Below are 20466 nucleotides of genomic sequence, written 5' to 3' on the forward strand. Positions count from 1 at the left end.
CCCAAAACACCCAGGAGAAAACCCGATGTCCGATCTGTCCATGCTCATCAACGGCCTCAAAGTCACGGCCGAAAAAGGCGCCACCTTCGAACGCCGCAACCCGCTGGATGGCAGCGTGGCCACCCGCGCCCCCGCCGCCAGCCCGGCCGACGCCGTGATGGCCGTGGAAGCCGCCGCCGAAGCCTTCAAGACCTGGAGCGAAACCGGCCCCAACGCCCGCCGCGCCCTGCTGCTCAAGGCCGCCGATGCGCTCGAAGCCAAGCTGCCCCAGTTCATCGAAGCCGTGGCCGCCGAAACCGGCGCCACCGGCATGTGGGCCGGCTTCAACAACATGCTCGCCGCCAGCATGATCCGCGAGGCCGCCTCGCTCACCACGCAAGTGGCCGGCGAAGTCATCCCCTCCGACGTGCCCGGCTCGCTCGCCATGGGCGTGCGCCAGCCCGCCGGCGTGGTGCTCGGCATCGCCCCGTGGAACGCGCCCATCATCCTCGGCGTGCGCGCCATCTGCGTGCCCCTGGCCTGCGGCAACACCGTCATCTTCAAAGGCAGCGAAAACTGCCCGCGCACGCACCAGCTCATCGTTGAATCCTTCCAGGACGCGGGCTTCCCCCCCGGCGTGGTGAACTACATCACCAACGCCCCGGCCGATGCCGGCGCGGTGGTCGAAGCCATGGTCGCCCACCCCGCGGTGCGCCGCGTGAACTTCACCGGCTCCACCAAGGTCGGCAAGATCATCGCCATGACCTGCGCGAAATACTTGAAGCCCGTGGTGCTGGAGCTGGGCGGCAAGGCACCCATGGTCATCCTCGACGACGCCAACATCGAAGACGCCGTCAACGGCGCCGCCTTCGGCTGCTTCGCCAACAGCGGCCAGATCTGCATGAGCACCGAGCGCCTCATCGTGGACCAGAAGATCGCCGACGAATTCGTGAAGAAATTCAGCGACAAGGCCAAGGCCCTGCCGCTGGGCGACCCGCGCAAACCAGAGCCCGTGGTGCTCGGCTCCGTCATCGGCCAGGGCACGGTGGACCACTGCAACGCCCTCATCGACGACGCACTCGCCAAAGGCGCCAAGCTGCTCTGCGGCGGCAAGGCCGACAGCACCCTCATGCCCGCCACCGTGCTCGACCACGTCACGCCCGCCATGCGCATCTACCACGAGGAAACGTTTGGCCCCGTGAAATGCGTGGTGCGCGTGAACGGCGTGGAAGAAGCCATTGCCTGCGCCAACGACAACGAGTACGGCCTGTCCTCCGCCGTGTTCGGCGGCGACATCGCGCGCGCCTTCAACGTGGCGCGCAAGGTCGATTCCGGCATCTGCCACGTGAACGGCCCCACCGTGCACGACGAAGCGCAGATGCCGTTCGGCGGCGTGAAGGGCTCGGGCATCGGGCGCTTCGGCGGCAAGGCCGGCATCAACGAATTCACCGAGCTGCGGTGGATCACGATGCAGACGACGCCGAGGCACTATCCGTTTTGAATTCGCCCCCTGCGGCGCACGGCCTAGATACAGGCCGTCTGCGCCGTGGGCGCCGGTCTGCGCATTCGCGTGTGCCACTACCCATGAATTGATGGACCCTGCTCGACGAGGCGCAAGAACTCCGTCACCATGCCTGAAACATTGCGCTGTTCGAGAATGCGCAGTTCGCTGACATCTGCATCTGCACCGTGCATGAAGCTCGCACATGCCACTGGCCCGTCTCGTTCATAGCCTTCGACGTCTTCGCCGTCACAGAAGCGTCGCCGAAGCGCGTCCAGTGCACCGGCGATGGCGTCTCGGTGTTGGCCGGCCTTTTGCCTGTCGATGAACTGTTGTGCGATCCACTCAAGGGTACCGGCGTAGCGCATGACATGGACCAGGTCGGCGGCATCTTTGTTCTCCGCTCTGTCGTCGAATGCCAGCGACTTGAGCACCAGAAACGCGATGACGTCGGCGAAGCGCACGGTCTCCGTGGCCTTGCCTCCGCCGTCGAGAAGTTCGGCGGTGATCTCCTTTTCGGCGAACCATTCGTGCACGATACCGGCGTGCTTGATGGCAAGTGCCGAAATGTCTTCGCCATCGACAGCGGCCACCTTGCCGCCCTGCAGTTTCTCATCTGCATCTCGCAGGAACTCGACGAGAACGTACTCGTGCTCTGACACCTGTCGCTGCCAGCGCCAACTGCTGGCTTTGCCTTCTTTGTTCACGTGTCTGGTGAATCCGCGATCCTTTAGTTGCGTCGCAAGGGATTTATAGGCCTCGTCATCCGTCAGAACCTGAAGATTCAACACGATGTCCACGTCCGTGGTGCCTGCATGCGGGGGCACGTCGGGTGGTTTCTCTGGCGTCAGATAGCGCGGCACCAGTCCGCCGACCAACCGCAGCGTGTGCTTGAGAGTGCCGAACCCTCGAAGTAGCGTTATCAGTGCACGTTCGCAGGCGAGGGTGTGGTCGGCGTCATACCCATTGGCGGTTTTTGGTTTTGTTGTGGCCATTGGTCAGATCTTCAGAATGACTTCACGGACGTGGGCGGCCAACTCCTTGTTTCGGCCGCGGCCGTCCAGCAGATCGAGGTACTGGATAAACGGGCTTGCAAACCGGGAGGGGAGCTCAGGATGCTCCTGGCAGAAAAGGAGGCTCGCCCCGCTGCGCTCGACGAGGACGATGTTCGAGCCCTTGTCCGCCTGCTTCAGTTCCAAGGTGTCTGCGTAGCGTTCGGCGTGACCCAGAGGGACGATCAGCTCGGCCGTGTCGACGCTGGTGAGCAGCGGGGCGAGCACGTTGGCGGCTGCCGTTCCAGTGAACGCCCACCCCGAGAGCTGGGTGCGATGCAGTTTGTTGGTGATGGCCAGAAGCAAGTTGTCGGGGTTGTGCGTGTACATGTACCAGCGAGTCCGCGACTCTTTGCGCTTGCGCCATGCCTCGCTCCAGGCGTCCAGGAGCTTGCCGGGCTGCGTTAGGCGCCGGCGGAGGTTTCGGCCGCTGCCTTGAGACTCTGCCCACTCCAGGCGCTCCAACTCCTGCATGGTCAGTGAGACGGTGTAGGTCGAGGTCTCGGCGGACTTGGCCAACTCTTGGCCGCTTAGCCACGCCCGCTTCGACTGGAGTAGCGCATGCACCACTTGCTCGCGTGCACCGGTGAAGAGTGAGCCTGCTCGCCGTGGCCTTGCAGGCTTGCCTGCACGTTCGATGTTTATCAGCCACTGGCCGTGATTCAGGTAAAGGCTCCCGCTGGCATCGAAGTAGGCGACGTTGCGCTGGCGCAGACTTTCTCTCGCCCCTGTGCTGAGGTGCTCCGCCAGCACGACAGGAACGACTTGAGCCCCATGATGGCTGGCTAGTCGGTACTCCTCCAATTGCCACACCGCGTTGCGCACGTCCCGTGGATAGCCCTCGCGAATCATCTCCACGGCGAGATAGAGGTCTTCGTGAGGACTGTCCACGCGCAGCAGAAGGTCGAGGTGCCGCACTCCTCCAGTTCGCTCAAAAGGGACTTCGAACTGGCGCTCGTGCCAGACGCGAGTCTTGCTGGCAGCTTCGAAAGCTTGGACGAACTGATCGATAAGGGGCTCGTTTGGAGCAGAGGGCATGATCGCTTGCTGAGCAGCAAATAAAATGAAATTTTCGGTAGTTTAGCGATTTTCATTGATTTGCTGTTCAGCAAACTGATGATTTTCTCCAAATCAGCATTGACGCCCTTCGGTGGCAAAGCCGGCATCAACGAATTCACCGAGCTGCGGTGGATCACGATGCAGACGACGCCGAGGCACTATCCGTTCTGAGTCGTCGGTGCCAGGGTGAGGCCCTTGGGGTTGTTGGCTAAGCAATCGATGCTAGATTCTGCATAGCAACACGACCCAAGGCCTCACTGCATGGACCACGCGACCACCGCCCCCTTCACCACCGCCACGCGCGCCCGGCCGCACCGCCCATGGTCATGGGCCTTGCCCGTGTGCGCACTGGCGCTCCTTTCCGCCTGCGGTGGCAGCAGCCACACGACCGCAGCCCCTGTGGCCCCTGGGGCTCCCACCGCCCTGAGTTACGACACCGAGCAGGCGCTCTATGTGGTGGGCGAATCCATCACGCCCAACACCGCGCGCCTCACCGGCGACAGCGGCACGGCCACCTTTGCCGCCACCCCCGCCTTGCCCGGCGGCCTGAGCCTGGACACCCGCACCGGCCTCATCACCGGCACACCCACCACCCTGCAGCGGCAGACCGCCTACACCGTCACCGCGAGCAACGGCGGGGGTGCTGCGCAAACACAGCTGCGCTTCACGGTCACCGGGCGGGGCGCCTGGAGCGCCACCGCAACCATTCCCGGCGCGCGGCACTACGCCACCTTGTCGCCGCTGGCAGGGGGAAAGCTCCTCGTCGCCGGCGGGCAGCTCGCCGGCGGGCCCACCGACTCGGCCTATGTCTACGACCCCCTCACGGCCACCTGGGGCGCTGCGGCCAACATGCTGGTGGAGCGCGCGGACCCGATGAGCGTGGTGCTGCTCGACGGCCGCGTGCTGGTCTTTGGGGGCGATACCGCTGGCAACTTGACCACCGCCACGGCTGAAATCTACGACCCGGTGGCCGACACCTGGACGGCCACCGGCAGCATGACCTCGGCACGAACCCGGCCAACGGCCACGGTGCTCGCCGACGGCAAGGTGCTCGTCACGGGCGGGTACGAGCGCACGCCCGCCACGGTGTTCCACAACACCGCCGAGCTGTACAACCCGGCCACCGGCACCTGGACCCAGCTGCCCACCCCCCTCTCGGCAGCGCGAACACAGCACGCGGCCGCGCTGCTGCCGGGTGGCAACACGCTGTTGCTGGTGGGCGGCGTCAACTCACTGGGTTACGTTGCCAGCGCCGAGCTGTACACGGTGGACGGCACCAGCACCACGGTGATCCCCTACAGCGGTGCCGGCAACGTCCACGTGGCGGCGCAACTGGACGACGACAGCGTGCTGGTGATCAACGACACCAGCACCACCGCCTGGCGCTTCAACCCGGGCACCACGACCTGGACCCCGAGCACCATGAACGCCACGCGCCTCTTGCCGACCATGACCGTGCTGGCCGACGGGCGCGTGCTGCTGGCCGGTGGCACGAACCTGAACACCGCCGAGATCTACAACCCCGACGTCAACCGCTGGACCACCGCCACCCCCATGGCCGCCGTGCGGCGAGCAGCTGTTGCCGCGCTGCTGGGCGACGGCAGCGTGCTCGTGGTCGGTGGCTTCAGTGGCGCGGGCGAGGTGAATGGGACGGAGCGCTACACGCCCTGATGCACCGGCTGGGCCGCGGCGCAGCGCGGCTCAGGATGAGGCGCCGCGCCTTAACGGGTGAAGCTGAGGGTCTTGTCGGACTTGGGTTTTAACGAAGAGGGCCCGGTGAAGTGCAAGCTGCTTGGGTGGCAGCTTTAGACTGATTGCGGGCGCTCGGATTCGCCGAACCAGCGACTACTTTCTGCAAGAACGGTCGAACCCCTGGGCGCTCCTCCGAAAACGGCCTTTCACCAATGCTGACTGTTCTCACGCGACTTGCCGTAACCAAGCACACCTTTGCTTCGGACTGTACGTAGCACGGCGCGAGAAATGTCGGGCGCGAAGTCAGCTTCAGCCCCCATGTTCCCGCGCGTATTGATCTAGTCGAAACCACATGTGATCCTGTCGTAAGTCAGGTGCTGCCCGAACGATGTCGTCCAGGCATTGGCGTAGTTCGCGCGGCGCCCAGCGCGGCCGGTCATGCAGGATGGCATCGAGGAAGTAAAGCGCGTCCCGCGGAAACTGGCAAGCCAGGCTTGACTCGTTCAGTCGATGGACGACGAAATTTGGATGCTCCACCGTTCGTAGCCAGTTCCCTACCGCTGCCACAGCAGAACCAAACTCAGCGCCCGCAGCAACGCACAGGCGCGCTAGCGGCTCGGCGTTGCTGCGAGATACCGCATCGTTGGACTTGGGCCAGACCTTTTCCCAAAAGGGAAGCACGCGGTTTCTCCAATAGTCCTCGCGCTGTTCGCCCGCTCCTTCCAGCGCGCGCACCAACGCTCCTGCCGCCTCATGCAGACCTTCGGCTGGCAAAGCTCGCATTGCCTGGGCCAGTTCCGTTCGACTGAAGGTATCGCCCGGATCGAGGCCTGCAAACGTCAGGATCGCGGCGTACTGCTTGCCGTGATCGCCCAGCCTAGAGTAGTGATTCGACGTTGCCAAAAATGCCGAACTGAGCACTTCCATCAACGGGCGGTACAACCGCGGCGACCATAGGAACCCCTCCCAGGCCGCGCGCGCCTCCAACTCAGAACGCTGCCAGTCGAAAAGTGGCAACAGATGCTGTTTAGCCCAATCTGCATCTACGCGGAACAAGGTGATGACATGAGCGGCCAGCAAGACGCGGCCATGCCTGAACTTGCCGACCTGTGTATCGCAGAGGGCACTGAAGATGGGTGCGATGTCGCTATTTAACCCCTGACCATCTTCGAGCGGCTGCCGATACCACCAACGCAGCAGCGCCTCCGTGACATAGCCGATTGGGTCGTTGATGGCGTGAAAGACCGGGTCATCGACCGCGCCTTCGTCCTTGTCATTCAGTTGCAGGATCCGTCGAGCGAGATTCAGGAAATGTTCCGCATGTCCCTGAAAAGTTTTCGCGACCTCCTGCAACCACCAGCTGACGCCGCGATCCACCGCCGTCAGCAGTTCATCGGGGGCAGCGCTGAGGAGGGGTGCCATCACGTGCCATGATCGTTCCCGCAACTTCTCATCCGACCATACCTGCAGAGCGTCCTTCCAGCGGCCGGCGGGCCAGACGCCCTGTTGTGCTAGCTGGCAAAGGGCGTATGCCGTTGCCTGAAAACTGTCTCGGCAGCGCTGCTTCCAGTCGTCCTGCTGGCCGGGGTAAAGGTCAGGATGCTCGCGCAGGTAGATCAGAACCCCACGTCGGCTCTGCGGCAGTGGTGTGAACGGTCGCCACGGGTCAATCTCACCCACCCATCCTGCGCCTTCGGACCAGACCGAAAATTCTTCCCGCTCGCTCGCATCGAGCCGCCACTCTGGATACTGCCAAGAGAGCGTGTCCAGCCGTAGCCTCGCTTCGTCACCCAGCTTGATGCCAGCCCCCGCTACCTTTGCCAAGAGCAGCCATACCTCGCGAGCAATGTGCCGATCCCATACCTCAGGCTCGATATCGACACTGACCATTTCGCGCGGGGGGCCGGTCAGGATGGCACGTTCCAGCTCCCCGAGCATCTCGACGTCGAGCCGCGGTGCCAGGGCCACCAGCAGACGCATCGTCTCTCGTTGCGTCTCAATGGACCACAGCCACCAGTGCTCATCACCTAGCAGCCAGTCAAGGGCGAGACGCGTGGGTATCACCTCCGCTTGGGCGGCGGCGAAGAACGCAAGCCGGTGAAAGACCGGGTAAGGCGTGGCCATCCATGCCTCGGCGGCCATCCTAGCCTGCTGCGGCGAACGCGCCGCCAACGCCAGCCACGCATCCCGCGCCAACTCGATCAGCGCGGTCCAGTCGTGGAAGTTGTTGTTTTGTCCGTGATCGCTGATCGACGGTCGATGTACATAGGAATAATCGACTCGGTCCTCAACGTCTCCAAGCTCGCGCCTCAGGTCCATCGCGTCGCGCAGTAGCGCCGTGAAATCGTCCAGTAACTCCGGCAACGCGTTAGCCCACCGCTCATCCTTCGGAAGATCGCGGAGCCCTGAGTGCACATGATCTGTGGCGAGTTCAAGCTCCCATTCCACGAGATCCTTGATGCGCTTGGGCCCGTGGTCAACGTCGTTATCCCGGGGCCACTGAAATGGCTCACGCAGTGAGATGCAAGGCGCCAAGGCCTCGCGCAGCGCCAGCCGCAGGCTAGCAGTCATCCCGTCTCGCTTGAAGTGTTCGTGCCATCGGTCCAAATCGAACGACCGTCGTTCCGACCTTACGCGCCCGGTCAACAGCAAACGCCATAGCGTGCGCATCATGGGTCGCGGCACAGCATTCGGCGCGTTGAAACGAATGTGCTCCAGCTTGGCCATGTCGCCGTCGCGTTCGAGCTTGTCCAGTTCCTCCAGCTTGCGCTCGATCAGCCAAACAAATTCGTCGTGCAGTTGGCCGCCATGCTTCGCCATCCAAATTACCAGGGCCGGGTCGTCGAGGTGGCGAGTTAGCCATCGAGCCAACTGGTGCATCACGGCGTCCCACCTGCCTCCCGCCACACTCCTGCCGACGATGGTCATCAACGGAGCAAGGGCGTACGCCGTAGGTCTGTAAAGCAAACTAAACGCGAGCTTGTCGTCCTTGGTTGGGGCAGGCGAAACGCCAAAGCGCCCTAGGTCAGCATGGCCGAAGCGGTCGTTGCTGAACGGCTCCAACCAGTCGAGCGAAGGCACGGGGTCCATATCTGCGAATCGCTGCGCAGGGAGTCCGCCAGGATCGCTCAGCGCCCACAGGACCCGTCCAACGAAGTCGTCCTGTTTTGTGCTTGCCAGCGGTCGCCCAATGGCAGACGCAACGACGATACTTTCCTTGCCGCGAACACCGTCGCGATACGTGTCGGCCCAAGCACGCAAGGTCTTGTGAAGGTAAGCGTGACGCTGATGCTCCCGGTAAAGGATCGGCGTAACGTTCTTCGCCTTCCACTCGTTGGCGCGCTCCAAATCGCTCCCTTTCGAAAAGCTGCCGAAAGCGAACATCTCAGGCGACGATTCCCCAAGCAGCCGGTCGGCGGCCAGCGCATCCGTCATGTAGCGCAGTACAGGGTCGTTGATGCTGTAGCCGACGAAGCACACCGTATAGCTGCGGAACAGCTCACTGACAAAACGAGCCGCCCAGCGCTCGGTCAGATATGCGAGGCCGAAGTCGCCACTGGAGACGACTAGTCGATCAAGGGTTGCAGGATTCGGCTTCGCGTCCAGGAGACCATGCAGATAGACCAATCCGTCCCATCTGTTCTTTGGGACAGGTAGCAGCGGCGCTCGGTATCGCTCGACCTGAATCGAGCGCGCGGCGATCACTTCTTCGAACAACCTGTCGAAATTTGTCGTAATGAGTCGAGTCCTGCCTTCGCGGCTTTGGCCAAGGGTGAGCAGCGCTTCGTGTGTAGCCGTTGAGCTCGGGGTGCCTGACGTGGCGGTCAGGACGACCGCGAGGTGCCGTCGCACGGCCTCACGTCCGCTCACGATGTCCGACTCGAGCAGACCAATAGCAGTATCGAATTGGCCGCTCTTGATAACCGCCTGTTGCACGGCATTGGGTGCGGGCGCCAATGCAGAGTACAGCTTCTTCACCAGTCCTCCGAATCCAGGCAGCCCCGCTGGGTAGGAGACGCCTGCACCGCAGAAGAACACGACACGCCCGTCTTCATGGGCTTGCAACAATCGCTCTGGGATGTCGGGGCCATTGCGTATGAATTGCATCATGCAGGCGTAGGAAAACGCTGTTCGTTTACTGGGTGTTGCGGCACCGCCAGTCTACGACGCCATCCGCATCGAGGATCACCGACTTGCAGCCCCGAGTGTTTCGACACTGCCCCACCGCGACCGCACATGAGGCAGCAGCTTCTCTTGTCCGCACTTGGCTGCCCTCCGCCGCATAGCTAAGGTTGTCGTCCGTTTCGTGCTGAATGACTGCTTTCGTTACAAGCGGTCAGCGACAGACCTGATTCGAGCGACCGCCTCCGCTGCATAACAGTCGCCGACCAATCGCGTGAACGGCGCGAGCGGGATTTGTTTGGGCGAGGCATAGGTCTCACACTCGCTCTCGCGCAGGTCGCCCTGTATAGGGGTTAACTTGAATGCTTTCGGGTTAATCGCCTGGCTATACTCCGCCGTCGCGCCAAAAAAAGGGGCGACCTGGTTTGACGGCCAGAAAAAACACCGATGCGACGCAAGTCGTGTCTTTCTCGGCGCAGCCGAGTGGCGACTTGTCGTCCGTGCCGTTTTATGGCGGCTCGGATGGGGTAGCCGCGAGGCTCGCCGGTTTTTTCGCGCAAGCGGTGTTTCCGGTCCGTCAAACCCGTTCGAGCCGCCGCCCTCTTTACGAGAGAGGCGCGGCGGTTGTCAGCAATCAACCGAACGCAGGGAGCCAACCCATGGCTAAAACAAAGACCACTCTCCGCCCATCCGTTCGCGCCCAAGCCGAGCAACTCTTCACCCATCTCCTCGCCCTCGTCGTCCAGACCAACGAACAGGTGGGGCAGCTGTCGCTGCTCATGGACACGCGCGCTTCGCTGGAAGACCCACTGGTGGAGCCGGTGAAGCGAGGTGTTCAGAACGCCGCGCCGCCAGACGTGCAGCGCGCCGTGCTCAAGCAGACGCTCAACGACGAAATGCGGCGCCAGCTCAAGGTGCTGTCGCTCACCGTGGACGCGCTGTACGACTGCACGGACAGGGTGACGAGCCTGGAGATCTGATCGGCGGCCCGGCGCTGCTGCCTGCGGGTATCCTCTGCTCCGCATTCAGGAGGCACCTCACCATGCGGATACTGCTCGCCGAAGACGATGCCGATCTTGGCAACTGGCTCACCAAGGCCTTGGCGCAGAACGGTTTCCTGATCGACTGGGTGAACGACGGCCGCCTGGTCCGCCGCAGCCTCAAGGCCACGCGCTACGACGCGCTCATCCTGGACCTGGGCCTGCCCGGGGTGGAGGGCCACGATGTGCTGGCCGATCTGCGCGAAGCGGACCAGCGCCTGCCCGTGCTGATCCTCACCGCGCGCGACTCGTTGATGGAGCGGGTGAGCTGCCTGCACGGCGGGGCCGACGATTTCCTGGCCAAGCCGTTCGAGCTGGCGGAGCTGGAAGCCCGGTTGACGGCGCTGATCCGGCGCTCTCATGGTGTGGACCACGCGCGCTTCGCCTGCGGCCCCTTGAGCTACGACAGCGCGAGCCGGCAGTTCCGCCTGCAGCAGGAGGTGTTGACGTTCACGCCGCGCGAGCACGCGGTGATGCGCGCGCTGATCCAGCACAGCGGCGAGCCGTTGTCCAAGCGCGAGCTGGTGGAGCGCGTGTTTTCCGACGAGAGCGATGTGCACCCCGAGGCGATCGAGGTGCTGGTGCACCGCCTGCGCAAGCGGCTGGAGGCTTCGCCGGTGCGCATCACCACGCTGCGCGGCATGGGTTACCTGCTGGAATGCGCGCCATGAAGCGGCCCCGGCGCTGGCTGCGGTCGAGCATCCGGCGGGCGCTGCTGGTGGTGCTGATTCCGGGCATGTTGCTGGTGTTCTCGGCCGAGCTGTGGCTGGCCTGGCGCACGGCGAGTGACGCGGCGGACGCGGCTTACGACCGCTCGCTGCTGGGCGCGGTGAAGTCGATCGATTCGAGCATTTCCACCGCGAGCGGCGGGCTGGGCGTGGAGCTGCCGTACCGCATGCTGGAGTTCTTCGAGCTGACGGCCAACGGCAAGGTGTATTACCGCGTGGCCTCGGAAGACGGCCTGGTGGAGATCGGCAGCCCGGGGCTGCCCGCGCCGCCCCAGCCTTTGAAAACCGGCGTGCCCCAGTTCTACGACGGCGAGTATTTCGGCGAGGCGGTGCGCGTGGGCAGCTACGCGCGCGAGCTGTCGCCGCCGCTCACGGGCGAGGCGGGCTCGCAGCGCGTGGTGATCCAGGTGGCTGAGACGCTGGAGGCGCGCAACGATTTTCAGGACGCGCTGGTGATGCAGTCGGTGGCGCGAGACTTTTTTCTGGTGGTGGTGGCGAGCGCCTTGTTCGGCCTCACCATCGCCTGGGCACTGCAGCCGCTGGCACGCCTGCGGCAGGACGTGGAGTCGCGCTCGCCGCAAGACCTCACGCCGATCGCGAGCGACGACGTGCCGGCCGAGCTGCTGCCGCTGGTGGGCGCGATCAACCACCACGTGGAGCGCAACCGCGCGCAGAGCGAGCAGCAGAGGCGTTTCGTGGACGACGCGTCGCACCAGCTGCGCACGCCGTTGACCACGCTGTCCACGCAGGTGGCTTATGCATTGCGCGAAGACGACCCGGCCGCGTTGCGCACGGTGGTGGACGACATCCGCACGCAGCTGGACGAGACCATCCGCCAGACCAACCAGATGCTGGCGATGGCCAAGGCCGACAGCGCGCCGCCCGCGCCCGAAGCGCTGGACGCGGTGGTGATGGCCGAAGACCTGATGCGCCGCTGGTGGCCCGTGGCGCGGCAGCAGGGGGTGGACCTGGGCCTGCACGCGCCCATGGCCACGCTGCCGTTCCAGGGGGAGCCCGCGCTGTTGAACGAGGCTTTGTCGAACCTGTTGCACAACGCGATCCGCCATGGGGGCGAGGGCAGCCGCGTCACGCTGTTCCTGGGCGGCGAAGGTGGGCAGGTGTGCTTCAGCGTGGTGGACGACGGGCCGGGCATGCCGGCGGAGGAGCTGCAGCGTGCCGGGGAGCGGTTTTTCCGGGGCGGTGGTGGCCGGCAGCTGCCGGGCTCGGGGCTGGGTTTGTCCATCGTGCGCTCGGTGGCGCTGCGGCATGGGGGCTCGATGCTGGTGCGGCCCGGGCCCGATGGGCGCGGGTTGGTGGTGGCGCTGGCCTTGCCCGCCGGGTTTGCGGGTTAACCCTCGGGGATTCGCGGTCGCGCTGAAAGCGTCTTGAAAGTGCGCATTTTTTACAGTGGCCTGCCACGCCGAGACCGCGCGGGCATTCAGCCATCGAACCGCCTTACCGAGGAGACACTGTCATGAAATTTCCCACCCGCCTTCTTCTGGCGATGACCGCCTTCGCGACGGGCGCCCTGTCGGCGCACGCGGCCGGCGCCCTGGAGAAAACCGAGTGCATCGCGCCCGCCAAACCCGGCGGCGGTTTTGACCTGACTTGCAAGCTGGTGCAGAGCACGCTGGTGGACGGCAAGTTCATCGCCGACCCGATGCGCGTGACCTACATGCCCGGCGGCATCGGCGCGGTGGCCTACAACACCGTGATCGCCCAGCGCCCCGACAGCGCGAACACCATCATCGCCTTCTCCGGCGGCTCGCTGCTGAACCTGGCGCAAGGCAAGTTCGGCCGCTACACCGAGAACGACGTGCGCTGGCTCTCAGCCATCGGCACGGACTACGGCGCGGTGGTGGTCGCCGAGGGTTCGCCGTTCAAATCCCTGAAGGACGTGATGGCCGCGATGAAGGCCGACCCCACCAAGGTGGTGCTGGGCGCGGGCGGCACGGTGGGCAGCCAGGACTGGATGAAGGCCGCGCTGACCGCGCGCGCCGGTGGCGTCAACCCCAAGTCCATGCGCTATGTGGCGTTCGAAGGCGGCGGCGAGGCGCTCACGGCCTTGCAGGGCGGCCACATCCACGTGTTCACGGGCGACGCGGCCGAGGCCCAGCAGCAGATCAAGGCGGGTGCGAAGGTGCGCATCCTCGCGGTGATGCACGACAAGCGCCTGAGCGGCGACATGGCCAACATCCCCACCGCGACCGAGCAGGGCTTCGACGTGCAGTGGCCGATCATCCGCGGCTTCTATCTGGGCCCCAAGGTCAGCGACGCGGACTACAAGGTCTGGGTCGACACCTTCAACAAGATGATGGCCACGCCGGCCTACAACGCGATGCGCGCGGAGCGCGGCCTGTTCCCGCTCGCGATGACGGGGGCCGAGCTGGACGCGTATGTGAAGAAGCAGGTGGCGGGCTACCGCAAACTCGCCGACGAGTTCGGGCTGGCCACCACGCCCGCCAAGTAAGGCCATGAGCGATCGAGCACTTGGCGCGGCGTGTGCCCTCGCGTCCGTGGCCATGGCCGCGGCGGCGCGCGACTACACCGCCGCCTTTTCCTACGAGCCTTTGGGCCCGCGCGCCTTCCCCTTGCTGCTGGCGGTGGGGCTGGGCCTGTCGGGCCTGTGGCTGATGTTCCGCCCCACACAAGGCGCTGAGGCTTTCAAGGGCGTGCCCTGGGTGCCCACGCTGTGGTGCGCGGGCGCGATCCTGGCGTATGCCGCGCTGTTCCAGGCGCTGGGTTTCGCGCTGGCCACGGCGCTCATGACGGTGCCGGTGGGCATGGCGTTTGGCGGCAGCTGGCGCAAGGCGCTGGCGGGCGGTGCGGCGCTGGGGCTGGTGCTGTACCTGTTGTTCGACAAGGTGCTCGACGTGGTGCTGCCCGTCGGCCCGCTGGCCGCGTGGCTGGGAGGTCTGTGAGATGGATGTGCTCAAACACCTGATGGAGGGTTTCGGCGTGGCGTTCAGCCCCGTCAACCTGGTCATCGCCGCATTGGGGTCGTTCATCGGCACCATCGTCGGGCTGCTGCCCGGCCTGGGACCCATCAACGGCGTGGCCATCCTCATGCCGCTGGCCTTCGCGATGAAGCTGCCGCCGGAGACCTCGCTGATCCTGCTGGCGGCGGTCTACATTGGCTGCGAGTACGGCGGGCGCATCTCGTCCATCCTGCTCAACGTGCCGGGCGATGCGGGCGCGATCATGACGGCGCTCGACGGTTACCCGATGGCGCGCCAGGGCCTGGGTGGCGTGGCGCTGTCGATCTCTGCCTGGAGTTCGTTTGTCGGCTCCCTGATCGCCACGCTGGGCATCGTGCTGCTCGCGCCGCTGCTGGCGCAGTGGGCGCTGTCGTTCGGCCCGGCGGAGTATTTCGCGCTCATGTGTTTCGCGTTCGCCTGCATCGCGGGGCTGATGGGCGATGCGCCGGTGAAGGCCGGCGTGGCCGCGATGATCGGCCTGGCCATGTCCTGCGTGGGGCTGGACTCGAACTCCGGCGTGTACCGCTTCACGGGTGGCGACATCCACCTCTCCGACGGCATCCAGTTCGTCGTGGTCGTGATCGGGGTGTTCTCCATCAGCGAGATCCTGCTCATGCTGCAGGAGCACCACAGCAGCGCGGGCGTGATCACGCAGACCGGCCGCATGCTGTTCAACCTGCGCGAGATGGCGGCCACCTGGTGGGGCACGTTGCGCTCCAGCGTCCTGGGTTTCGTGGTGGGCGTGCTGCCCGGTGCGGGCGCCACCATCGCCAGCGCCATGGCCTACTCGATGGAGAAACGGCTGACCGACAAGGACGGCACGTTCGGCCAGGGCGACATTCGCGGCGTGGCCGCGCCCGAGGCGGCCAACAACTCCGCCGCCACCGGCTCCTTCGTGCCCATGCTCACGCTGGGCATCCCCGGCTCGGGCACCACGGCCGTGATGATGGGCGCGCTCTCGCTCTACAACATCACGCCGGGCCCGGCGCTGTTCACGCAGCAGCCCACGCTGGTGTGGGGGCTGATCGCCTCGCTGTTCCTGGCCAATGTGATGTTGCTGGTGATGAACATCCCGATGGTGGGTTTCTTCACCCGCATCCTCAGCGTGCCCAACTGGTTCCTGGTGCCGTCCATCCTGGCCGTGAGCAGCGTGGGGGTTTACGCGGTGCACGCCACCACCTTCGACCTGATGCTCATGGTGGTGCTCGGCTTCGTGGCCTACCTGCTGCGCAAGCAGGGCGTGCCGATGGCGCCCTTGATCCTGGGTTTCGTGCTGGGCGACCTGATGGAGCAGAACCTGCGCCGCGCGCTGTCCATCAGCAACGGCGATGCGGGCATCCTGGTCGGCAGCCCGATTTCCATCGGGCTCTGGCTGGGTGGCGGCCTGATGCTGTTGCTGCCGGTGCTGAGGCGGTGGCGATCGCGGCGCAGGCCGCCGATCGGCGCCATCGCGCCGGTCGGGAAGTAGCCGCGCCTTCAGCGCTGCGCCATGCGCGTCGGGGCGAACATGCTGCGCCCCAACCAGCGCCAGAGCCGCTGACCGTTGCGGCCCGCGCCTTGCACCGTGAGGCTCCCGGACTGGATGGCCTGTTCGGGGTCGCTGTCACCGGTCCAGATTTCGGTGAGTGCGCGCACCGTCGAGTCGACCAGCACGCTCACGTCGTGACCCGGGTCGTCGCGGCAGAGGTCGGCCTCGTGGTGCTCCACCACGAGCCACCATTGCCGCTCGGCCGCCGGCGCATCGCTGAACCGGAAGTGGACGACGGTGCGTTCTCCGTCGGGAAACGCTTCCAGGCGCGCGAAGCGGCGAATGTCCCACATCAGAAAGCCTGCATCGAGTTGTTCGTGCCGCAGCCGGCTACCGATCCAGCGCGCGCCCCAATGCCCGATGCCGACGACGATCGGCCGCAGTTCCTCGCCTGCGGGCGTCAGGTGGTACTCCCAGCTCTTCTCGACGCGCCGCCGCTCGACGACGCCGATCTCTTCGAGCTTGCGCAGCCGCTGCGTCAGCAGCGTGGCCGACATGCGCGGCACGCCTCGGTGAATGTCGTTGAAGCGGTGGCTGCCGCAGAGCAGCTCGCGCACCACGAGGGGTGTCCACAGCTCGCCCAATACCTCGGCGCCTCGGGCGACGGTACAGAACTGCATGTAGTCGATCATGCGGGCCAGTCTATCGGTGTGCCGCCGGCTTGCCTACTCCAGATTCTGGACTTGAGGCTGCCTGGCATCGGGCTTAACTTGAAGACCGACCGTGCAACCCGCAGCGGTCTTTTCAAGGAGCACTGCCATGACCGAGACCTTCATTGACTCCCCCGCCGCCCCGGCTGTTTTCGATGCCGAGAAGTTCCGCCAGTCCACGCGCGCGCAGTGGGAGAACGCCGCCGAAGCCTGGGACCGATGGGCGCCCTTGCTGGCCCGCTGGCTGGGCCCCGCGACCGAGGCCATGCTGGACATGGCGGCCGTCGGCCCCGGCTCGCGCGTGCTCGACGTGGCGGCGGGCGCGGGCGAACAGACCCTGGTCGCCGCGCGCCGCGTGGGCGCGCGCGGCCACGTGCTGGCGACCGACATCTCCCCGGCGATCCTGCGCCACGCGAAATCGGCGGCCGAGCAGGCCGGCCTGTCGAACGTGGACACCCTGGAACTCGATGGTGAGCGCCACGACGTTTTGCCTCGCGCCTCTTTCGACGCGGCGGTGTCGCGCGTCGGTCTGATCTACTTCCCCGACCAGCAACGCGCCCTTGCCGGCATCCGCCATGCCTTGAAGCCGGGCGGGCGGTTCGCCGCGGTGGTGTACTCCACCGCCGAGCGCAACCCTTTCTTCGCCGTGCCGGTCGGCATCATCCGGCGCCGCGCGCAGCTGCCGCCGCCCCTGCCCGGGCAACCGGGGCCGTTCTCCCTGGGCGCTGAGGGCGTGCTGGCGAAGACGCTGGAGCAAGCGGGTTTTCGGGATGTGGAGGTGCGCAGGGTCGATTCCCCCGTGCGCCTTCCCACGGCCGCCGAGTGCGTGCGGTTCGAGCGCGAGTCCTTCGGTGCCCTGCACCAGATGCTGGCGGGCCTGAGCGAGGACGAACGCGCCGACACGTGGACGGAGATCGAGCAGGCCCTGGCCCGCTTCGAAACCGAGGCGGGTGGTTTCGTGGGCCCTTGCGAGATGCTGGTGGGGGCGGGCACGCGCTGATCCGGGGGGCACCAAACGGCCCATTCGCTTCGGGCCGGTGTGCGACAGAACGGCAATGAGCGCGGCGGAAGATGGTGGCAAACCCACAACCCCACGAGGTCATGCCATGTCTTCCGTCCCGTTCTCCCCCGTCCGCCGCCGCCTGCTGCAGGGCTCCGGCGCCATCGCCGCCACGCGCTTCACCGGCCTGATGGGCGCGCTCTACGCGAGCAACGCGCGCGCCGCCACCGGCAAGCAGGCGGTCTCCGCCGTCTCGCCCTATGGGCCGGTCTCGCCGGTGAACGACATGACCACCGGCCTGCCGCTGCTGCAGTTGCCAGCCGGCTTCAGCTACCGCAGCCACGGCTGGACGGGCGACGCCATGAGCGACGGTTTCCCCACCCCGGGCAACCACGACGGCATGGCCGTGGTGACTTCGCGCCGCGTGGGTCGCAGCAGCGAACTGGTGCTGGTGCGCAACCACGAGCGCGGCCTGGTGGCCACGCCGGGCGAGGCCATCCAGGCGCCCCATGCCTACGCCACGACCGAGGTCAACGGCATCATCACCGTGTTCTACGGCGGCCAGCCGATCCGCATCGGCGCGGGCGGCATCGTGACCAACCCCGCCGCACCCGCGCCCGCGCCTTTCGTGGGTTACCCCGCGGGCGGCACCAGCAACCTGCTGTTCCGCGACGGCCAATGGGCCGGCTCGGTGGGCTCCCTCAGCGGCACCCTGGGCAACTGCGCGGGCGGCCCCACGCCCTGGGGCACCTGGCTCACCTGCGAAGAAACCATTTACGACTTCTCGGGCATCGGCGGCAAGAAGCATGGCTACGTGTTCGAGGTGGCCGACGACGCGGCCGAGTCGATCGCCCAGCCCATCGTGGGCATGGGCCGCTTCATCCACGAGGCGGTCGCGGTGGACCCGGCCACGGGCCACGTCTACGAGACCGAAGACAACCGCAACGTGGCGGCCTTCTTCCGCTACGTGCCGGACGACACCTCGGGTCAGCTCGGCAGCCTGCACCACGGTGGGCGCTTGCAGGCCGCGCGCATCAAGACCCTGGTGCGCCAGGCGCGGCCTTCGACGCTGGCCCAGGCCAACGACCAGGGCTTGCTGAACCCCGACATCGGCGACGAGTACGAGCTGGAGTGGGTCGACATCGCCGACCCGGACGCCGACCCGGTGGTTGTGGTCGGCCAGCCCGGTGGCGTGAGCATCGGTTTCGCGGCCGGCCCGACCTACCAGGCCTTGAGCCAGGGTTGCGCGCGCATGAGCCGGGGCGAAGGCATCTGGTACTCGGGCGGCAAGCTGTTCATCGTGGACACCGCCGCCGGTGTCGACGGCAACGGCCGCGTGGGCCAGGGCGAGGGCGCGGTGTGGGAGTTGACGATCTCGACCATGCGCCTGCGCGCGGTTTTCGTCAGCGGCCACCAGACCGCCGGCAACAACCCCGACAACGTGACGGTGAGTCCGCGCGGCGGCGTGGTGTTGTGCGAAGACGGCGGCGGTTCCACCGACGCCTTCGGCACCGGCTCGCGCCTGCTGGGCCTGAATCCGGCGGGCGAGGCCTACATCCTGTGCAAGAACAACCTCAGCCTGGACGCCGGCCAGATCGCCACCGCCGGCAAGACCGTGGGCGCGGCGGACTACCGGGGCTACGAGTTCTGCGGCGCCTGCTTCGACCCGACCGGCCGCATCCTGTTCGCCAACCTGCAGACGCCCGGCATCACGGTGGCCATCGTGGGCCCCTGGACCAAGGGCAACCTCTGAGGCTTGCGCGGGCGGCGTGCGCGCCGTCCTACAAAGAGGCATCGCGGCGGCTGACACGCCAGACGATCCAGGCTCCCTACGATGGGGTATCTCTACAAGGAGCACACCTCATGAACACCATCATCTACATCGTGGGCCTGGTCGTCGTCATTGGCGTCATTCTGAGTTTCTTCGGCCTGCGCTGAAGCGGTGGCGTTGCCTGACAGCGCCCCTCCTTCAGTCGACGTCGGTGGCGGTGTTGGTGTGCGACAGTGCATACAGACCGCGCACCGCGCCGATTTTTGCGCCCGCGCCGGTAAGCACCGCATCGGACAGCTCCGTGCCGGCCAGGGCCTGCAGTGACGCGAGGTCGTAGCCGCAGACGATGAAGATCCAGTCGGCTGCAGGGTCCGGTCCGCCGCGAATTTTCTGCTCTGTCGTGGTCTCGATTTTGGGGGCCTGGTGGACGAGCAGGTGAGCGGCCGAGATGCCGGGGCGCGACCTGAATGCGTTGGCCTGCGTGCGCAACTGATCGCGCAGCCGCTCGGCGGCACCTTCGCTCGGTGAAAGGCGCACCGTGAGCGCGTGGCGCGACAGCGCGCCGCCAAAGCTCTCGAGCACACGGCACTGGCTGCGAACCATGTGGCGGTGATGCGGCATCATCTTCGCGGACCAGAGGGTGGGCGCATTGAGCCGACCCAGGTAGCCGGGCGACGCCAGGGTCTCATAGGCCTCGAGTTCGTACAGCACGAAGAAGCCTTCGCCGCCATCGGCAGCGGACCAGCGAGAGCCGCGGTGGAATCCCGGTATCGCCATGCGCTCCGGGAAGTGCTCGTGCGTGTGCCAGTCCTCGAATTCGGCCCTGAAGGCGGGCGCAATGTCCCACCACATGGCCACGGCTCCTTGACCCAGCAGCGCCATGGTGTTTCCTGGCTTCGCCGTGCCCGCTGTCAGGCGGTGGCGCGCGCTTCGCGCACCAGTTCGACGAGCGCGCGCAGGCCCGCGGTGTACGAGCGCCAGCCCAGGCCCTGGATCGTTGCCTTGACCGCGGGCGAGATGATCGAGTGATGGCGCCACTGCTCGCGCGCGCCGATGTTCGACATGTGGATCTCGAGCACCGGAAAGGGCATGGCCTTGATCGCGTCGTGCAGCGACACGCCGTGCTGGGTGAGTGCCGCGGGGTTGAGCAGCGCGCCGGCCGCCACATCGATGTTGTCGTGAAAGCGGTCCACCAGCACCCCTTCGTGGTTGGACTGGTGAATCTCAAGTTCGACCTCCAGTTCCACCGCGAGCGCACGCAGGCGGTCGTTGATCTCCGCGAGCGTGGTGGTGCCGTAGATGTGGGGTTCGCGCCGGCCGAACAGGTTCAGGTTCGGTCCGTGCAGGACAAGGATTTTCATGGGGT

The 20466-nt window shown here is 65.9% G+C and carries 16 protein-coding genes; 10 read left to right on the plus strand and 6 right to left on the minus strand.

The genetic code is table 11. From position 1 onward, the window contains the following. Nucleotides 1-25: 25 nt before the first annotated feature. Nucleotides 26-1480 carry an aldehyde dehydrogenase gene (locus ABSY19_RS15880; RefSeq protein WP_382153211.1) on the plus strand — a complete coding sequence of 485 codons (1455 nt, stop codon included), beginning with the start codon at nt 26-28 and terminating at the stop codon, nt 1478-1480. A 77-nt stretch (nt 1481-1557) separates the two neighbouring features. Here ABSY19_RS15880 and ABSY19_RS15885 read toward each other — a convergent pair whose 3' ends face one another. After that, nucleotides 1558-2475 (minus strand): hypothetical protein, encoded by a 918-nt coding sequence (locus ABSY19_RS15885; RefSeq protein WP_382153214.1) that lies wholly within the window; start codon nt 2473-2475, stop codon nt 1558-1560. A gap of 3 nt (nt 2476-2478) precedes the next feature. Next, nucleotides 2479-3570: a type IV toxin-antitoxin system AbiEi family antitoxin gene (locus ABSY19_RS15890; protein WP_382153217.1), complete on the minus strand. Its 1092-nt coding sequence runs from the start codon at nt 3568-3570 to the stop codon at nt 2479-2481. A gap of 282 nt (nt 3571-3852) precedes the next feature. On the opposite strand from ABSY19_RS15890, the gene ABSY19_RS15895 reads away from it, so the two are divergent. Continuing rightward, nucleotides 3853-5262 carry a kelch repeat-containing protein gene (locus ABSY19_RS15895; RefSeq protein WP_382153220.1) on the plus strand — a complete coding sequence of 470 codons (1410 nt, stop codon included), beginning with the start codon at nt 3853-3855 and terminating at the stop codon, nt 5260-5262. Between the two features lie 330 nt (nt 5263-5592). Here ABSY19_RS15895 and dsr1 read toward each other — a convergent pair whose 3' ends face one another. Beyond that, the gene (gene dsr1, locus ABSY19_RS15900) at nt 5593-9393 is read right to left on the minus strand and encodes an anti-phage defense-associated sirtuin Dsr1 (protein ID WP_382153223.1); all 3801 of its coding nucleotides are present in this window, start codon (nt 9391-9393) and stop codon (nt 5593-5595) included. Between the two features lie 671 nt (nt 9394-10064). Between dsr1 and ABSY19_RS15905 the strand changes: the two genes are divergently transcribed. The 6 genes from ABSY19_RS15905 (at nt 10065) to ABSY19_RS15930 (ending at nt 15619) form a co-directional block, all read left to right on the plus strand. Next, nucleotides 10065-10385: a hypothetical protein gene (locus tag ABSY19_RS15905; protein ID WP_382153226.1), complete on the plus strand. Its 321-nt coding sequence runs from the start codon at nt 10065-10067 to the stop codon at nt 10383-10385. Nucleotides 10386-10447: 62 nt separating this feature from the next. Then, nucleotides 10448-11116: a response regulator gene (locus ABSY19_RS15910; protein ID WP_382153229.1), complete on the plus strand. Its 669-nt coding sequence runs from the start codon at nt 10448-10450 to the stop codon at nt 11114-11116. After that, nucleotides 11113-12525 (plus strand): sensor histidine kinase, encoded by a 1413-nt coding sequence (locus ABSY19_RS15915; protein WP_382153233.1) that lies wholly within the window; start codon nt 11113-11115, stop codon nt 12523-12525. The genes ABSY19_RS15910 and ABSY19_RS15915 overlap by 4 nt, the downstream gene beginning before the upstream one ends. 122 nt (nt 12526-12647) lie before the next feature. Beyond that, nucleotides 12648-13643 (plus strand): Bug family tripartite tricarboxylate transporter substrate binding protein, encoded by a 996-nt coding sequence (locus tag ABSY19_RS15920; RefSeq protein ID WP_382153236.1) that lies wholly within the window; start codon nt 12648-12650, stop codon nt 13641-13643. 4 nt (nt 13644-13647) lie between these two features. Further along, entirely contained in the window at nt 13648-14094 is a 447-nt protein-coding gene (locus ABSY19_RS15925) for a tripartite tricarboxylate transporter TctB family protein (RefSeq protein WP_382153238.1), read from the plus strand. Nucleotide 14095: 1 nt separating this feature from the next. Beyond that, nucleotides 14096-15619: a tripartite tricarboxylate transporter permease gene (locus ABSY19_RS15930; RefSeq protein WP_382153241.1), complete on the plus strand. Its 1524-nt coding sequence runs from the start codon at nt 14096-14098 to the stop codon at nt 15617-15619. A gap of 8 nt (nt 15620-15627) precedes the next feature. On the opposite strand, the gene ABSY19_RS15935 is transcribed toward ABSY19_RS15930, so the two are convergent. Beyond that, a complete protein-coding gene (locus ABSY19_RS15935) occupies nt 15628-16299 on the minus strand; it encodes a winged helix-turn-helix transcriptional regulator (RefSeq protein ID WP_382153244.1) in 672 nt (223 codons plus the stop codon). Nucleotides 16300-16438: 139 nt separating this feature from the next. On the opposite strand from ABSY19_RS15935, the gene ABSY19_RS15940 reads away from it, so the two are divergent. Both ABSY19_RS15940 and ABSY19_RS15945 read left to right on the plus strand, forming a co-directional pair. Further along, on the plus strand, nt 16439-17329 hold the full coding sequence (locus ABSY19_RS15940; RefSeq protein WP_382153246.1) for a class I SAM-dependent methyltransferase: 891 nt from the start codon (nt 16439-16441) through the stop codon (nt 17327-17329). A 106-nt stretch (nt 17330-17435) separates the two neighbouring features. Beyond that, nucleotides 17436-19082, plus strand: coding sequence for an alkaline phosphatase PhoX (locus tag ABSY19_RS15945; RefSeq protein WP_382153249.1), 1647 nt, complete (start codon nt 17436-17438; stop codon nt 19080-19082). A 216-nt stretch (nt 19083-19298) separates the two neighbouring features. Here the strand turns inward: ABSY19_RS15945 and ABSY19_RS15950 are convergent, their stop codons facing one another. Together ABSY19_RS15950 and ABSY19_RS15955 are read right to left on the minus strand one after the other, a co-directional pair. Further along, entirely contained in the window at nt 19299-19982 is a 684-nt protein-coding gene (locus ABSY19_RS15950; RefSeq protein ID WP_382153251.1) for a hypothetical protein, read from the minus strand. A 29-nt stretch (nt 19983-20011) separates the two neighbouring features. Continuing rightward, nucleotides 20012-20461 carry a type II 3-dehydroquinate dehydratase gene (locus ABSY19_RS15955; protein ID WP_382153253.1) on the minus strand — a complete coding sequence of 150 codons (450 nt, stop codon included), beginning with the start codon at nt 20459-20461 and terminating at the stop codon, nt 20012-20014. Nucleotides 20462-20466 lie beyond the last annotated feature (5 nt).

The sequence above is a fragment of the Hydrogenophaga sp. ANAO-22 genome (assembly GCF_042466645.1).
In the GTDB taxonomy this organism is placed as follows: Bacteria; Pseudomonadota; Gammaproteobacteria; order Burkholderiales; family Burkholderiaceae_C; genus Hydrogenophaga.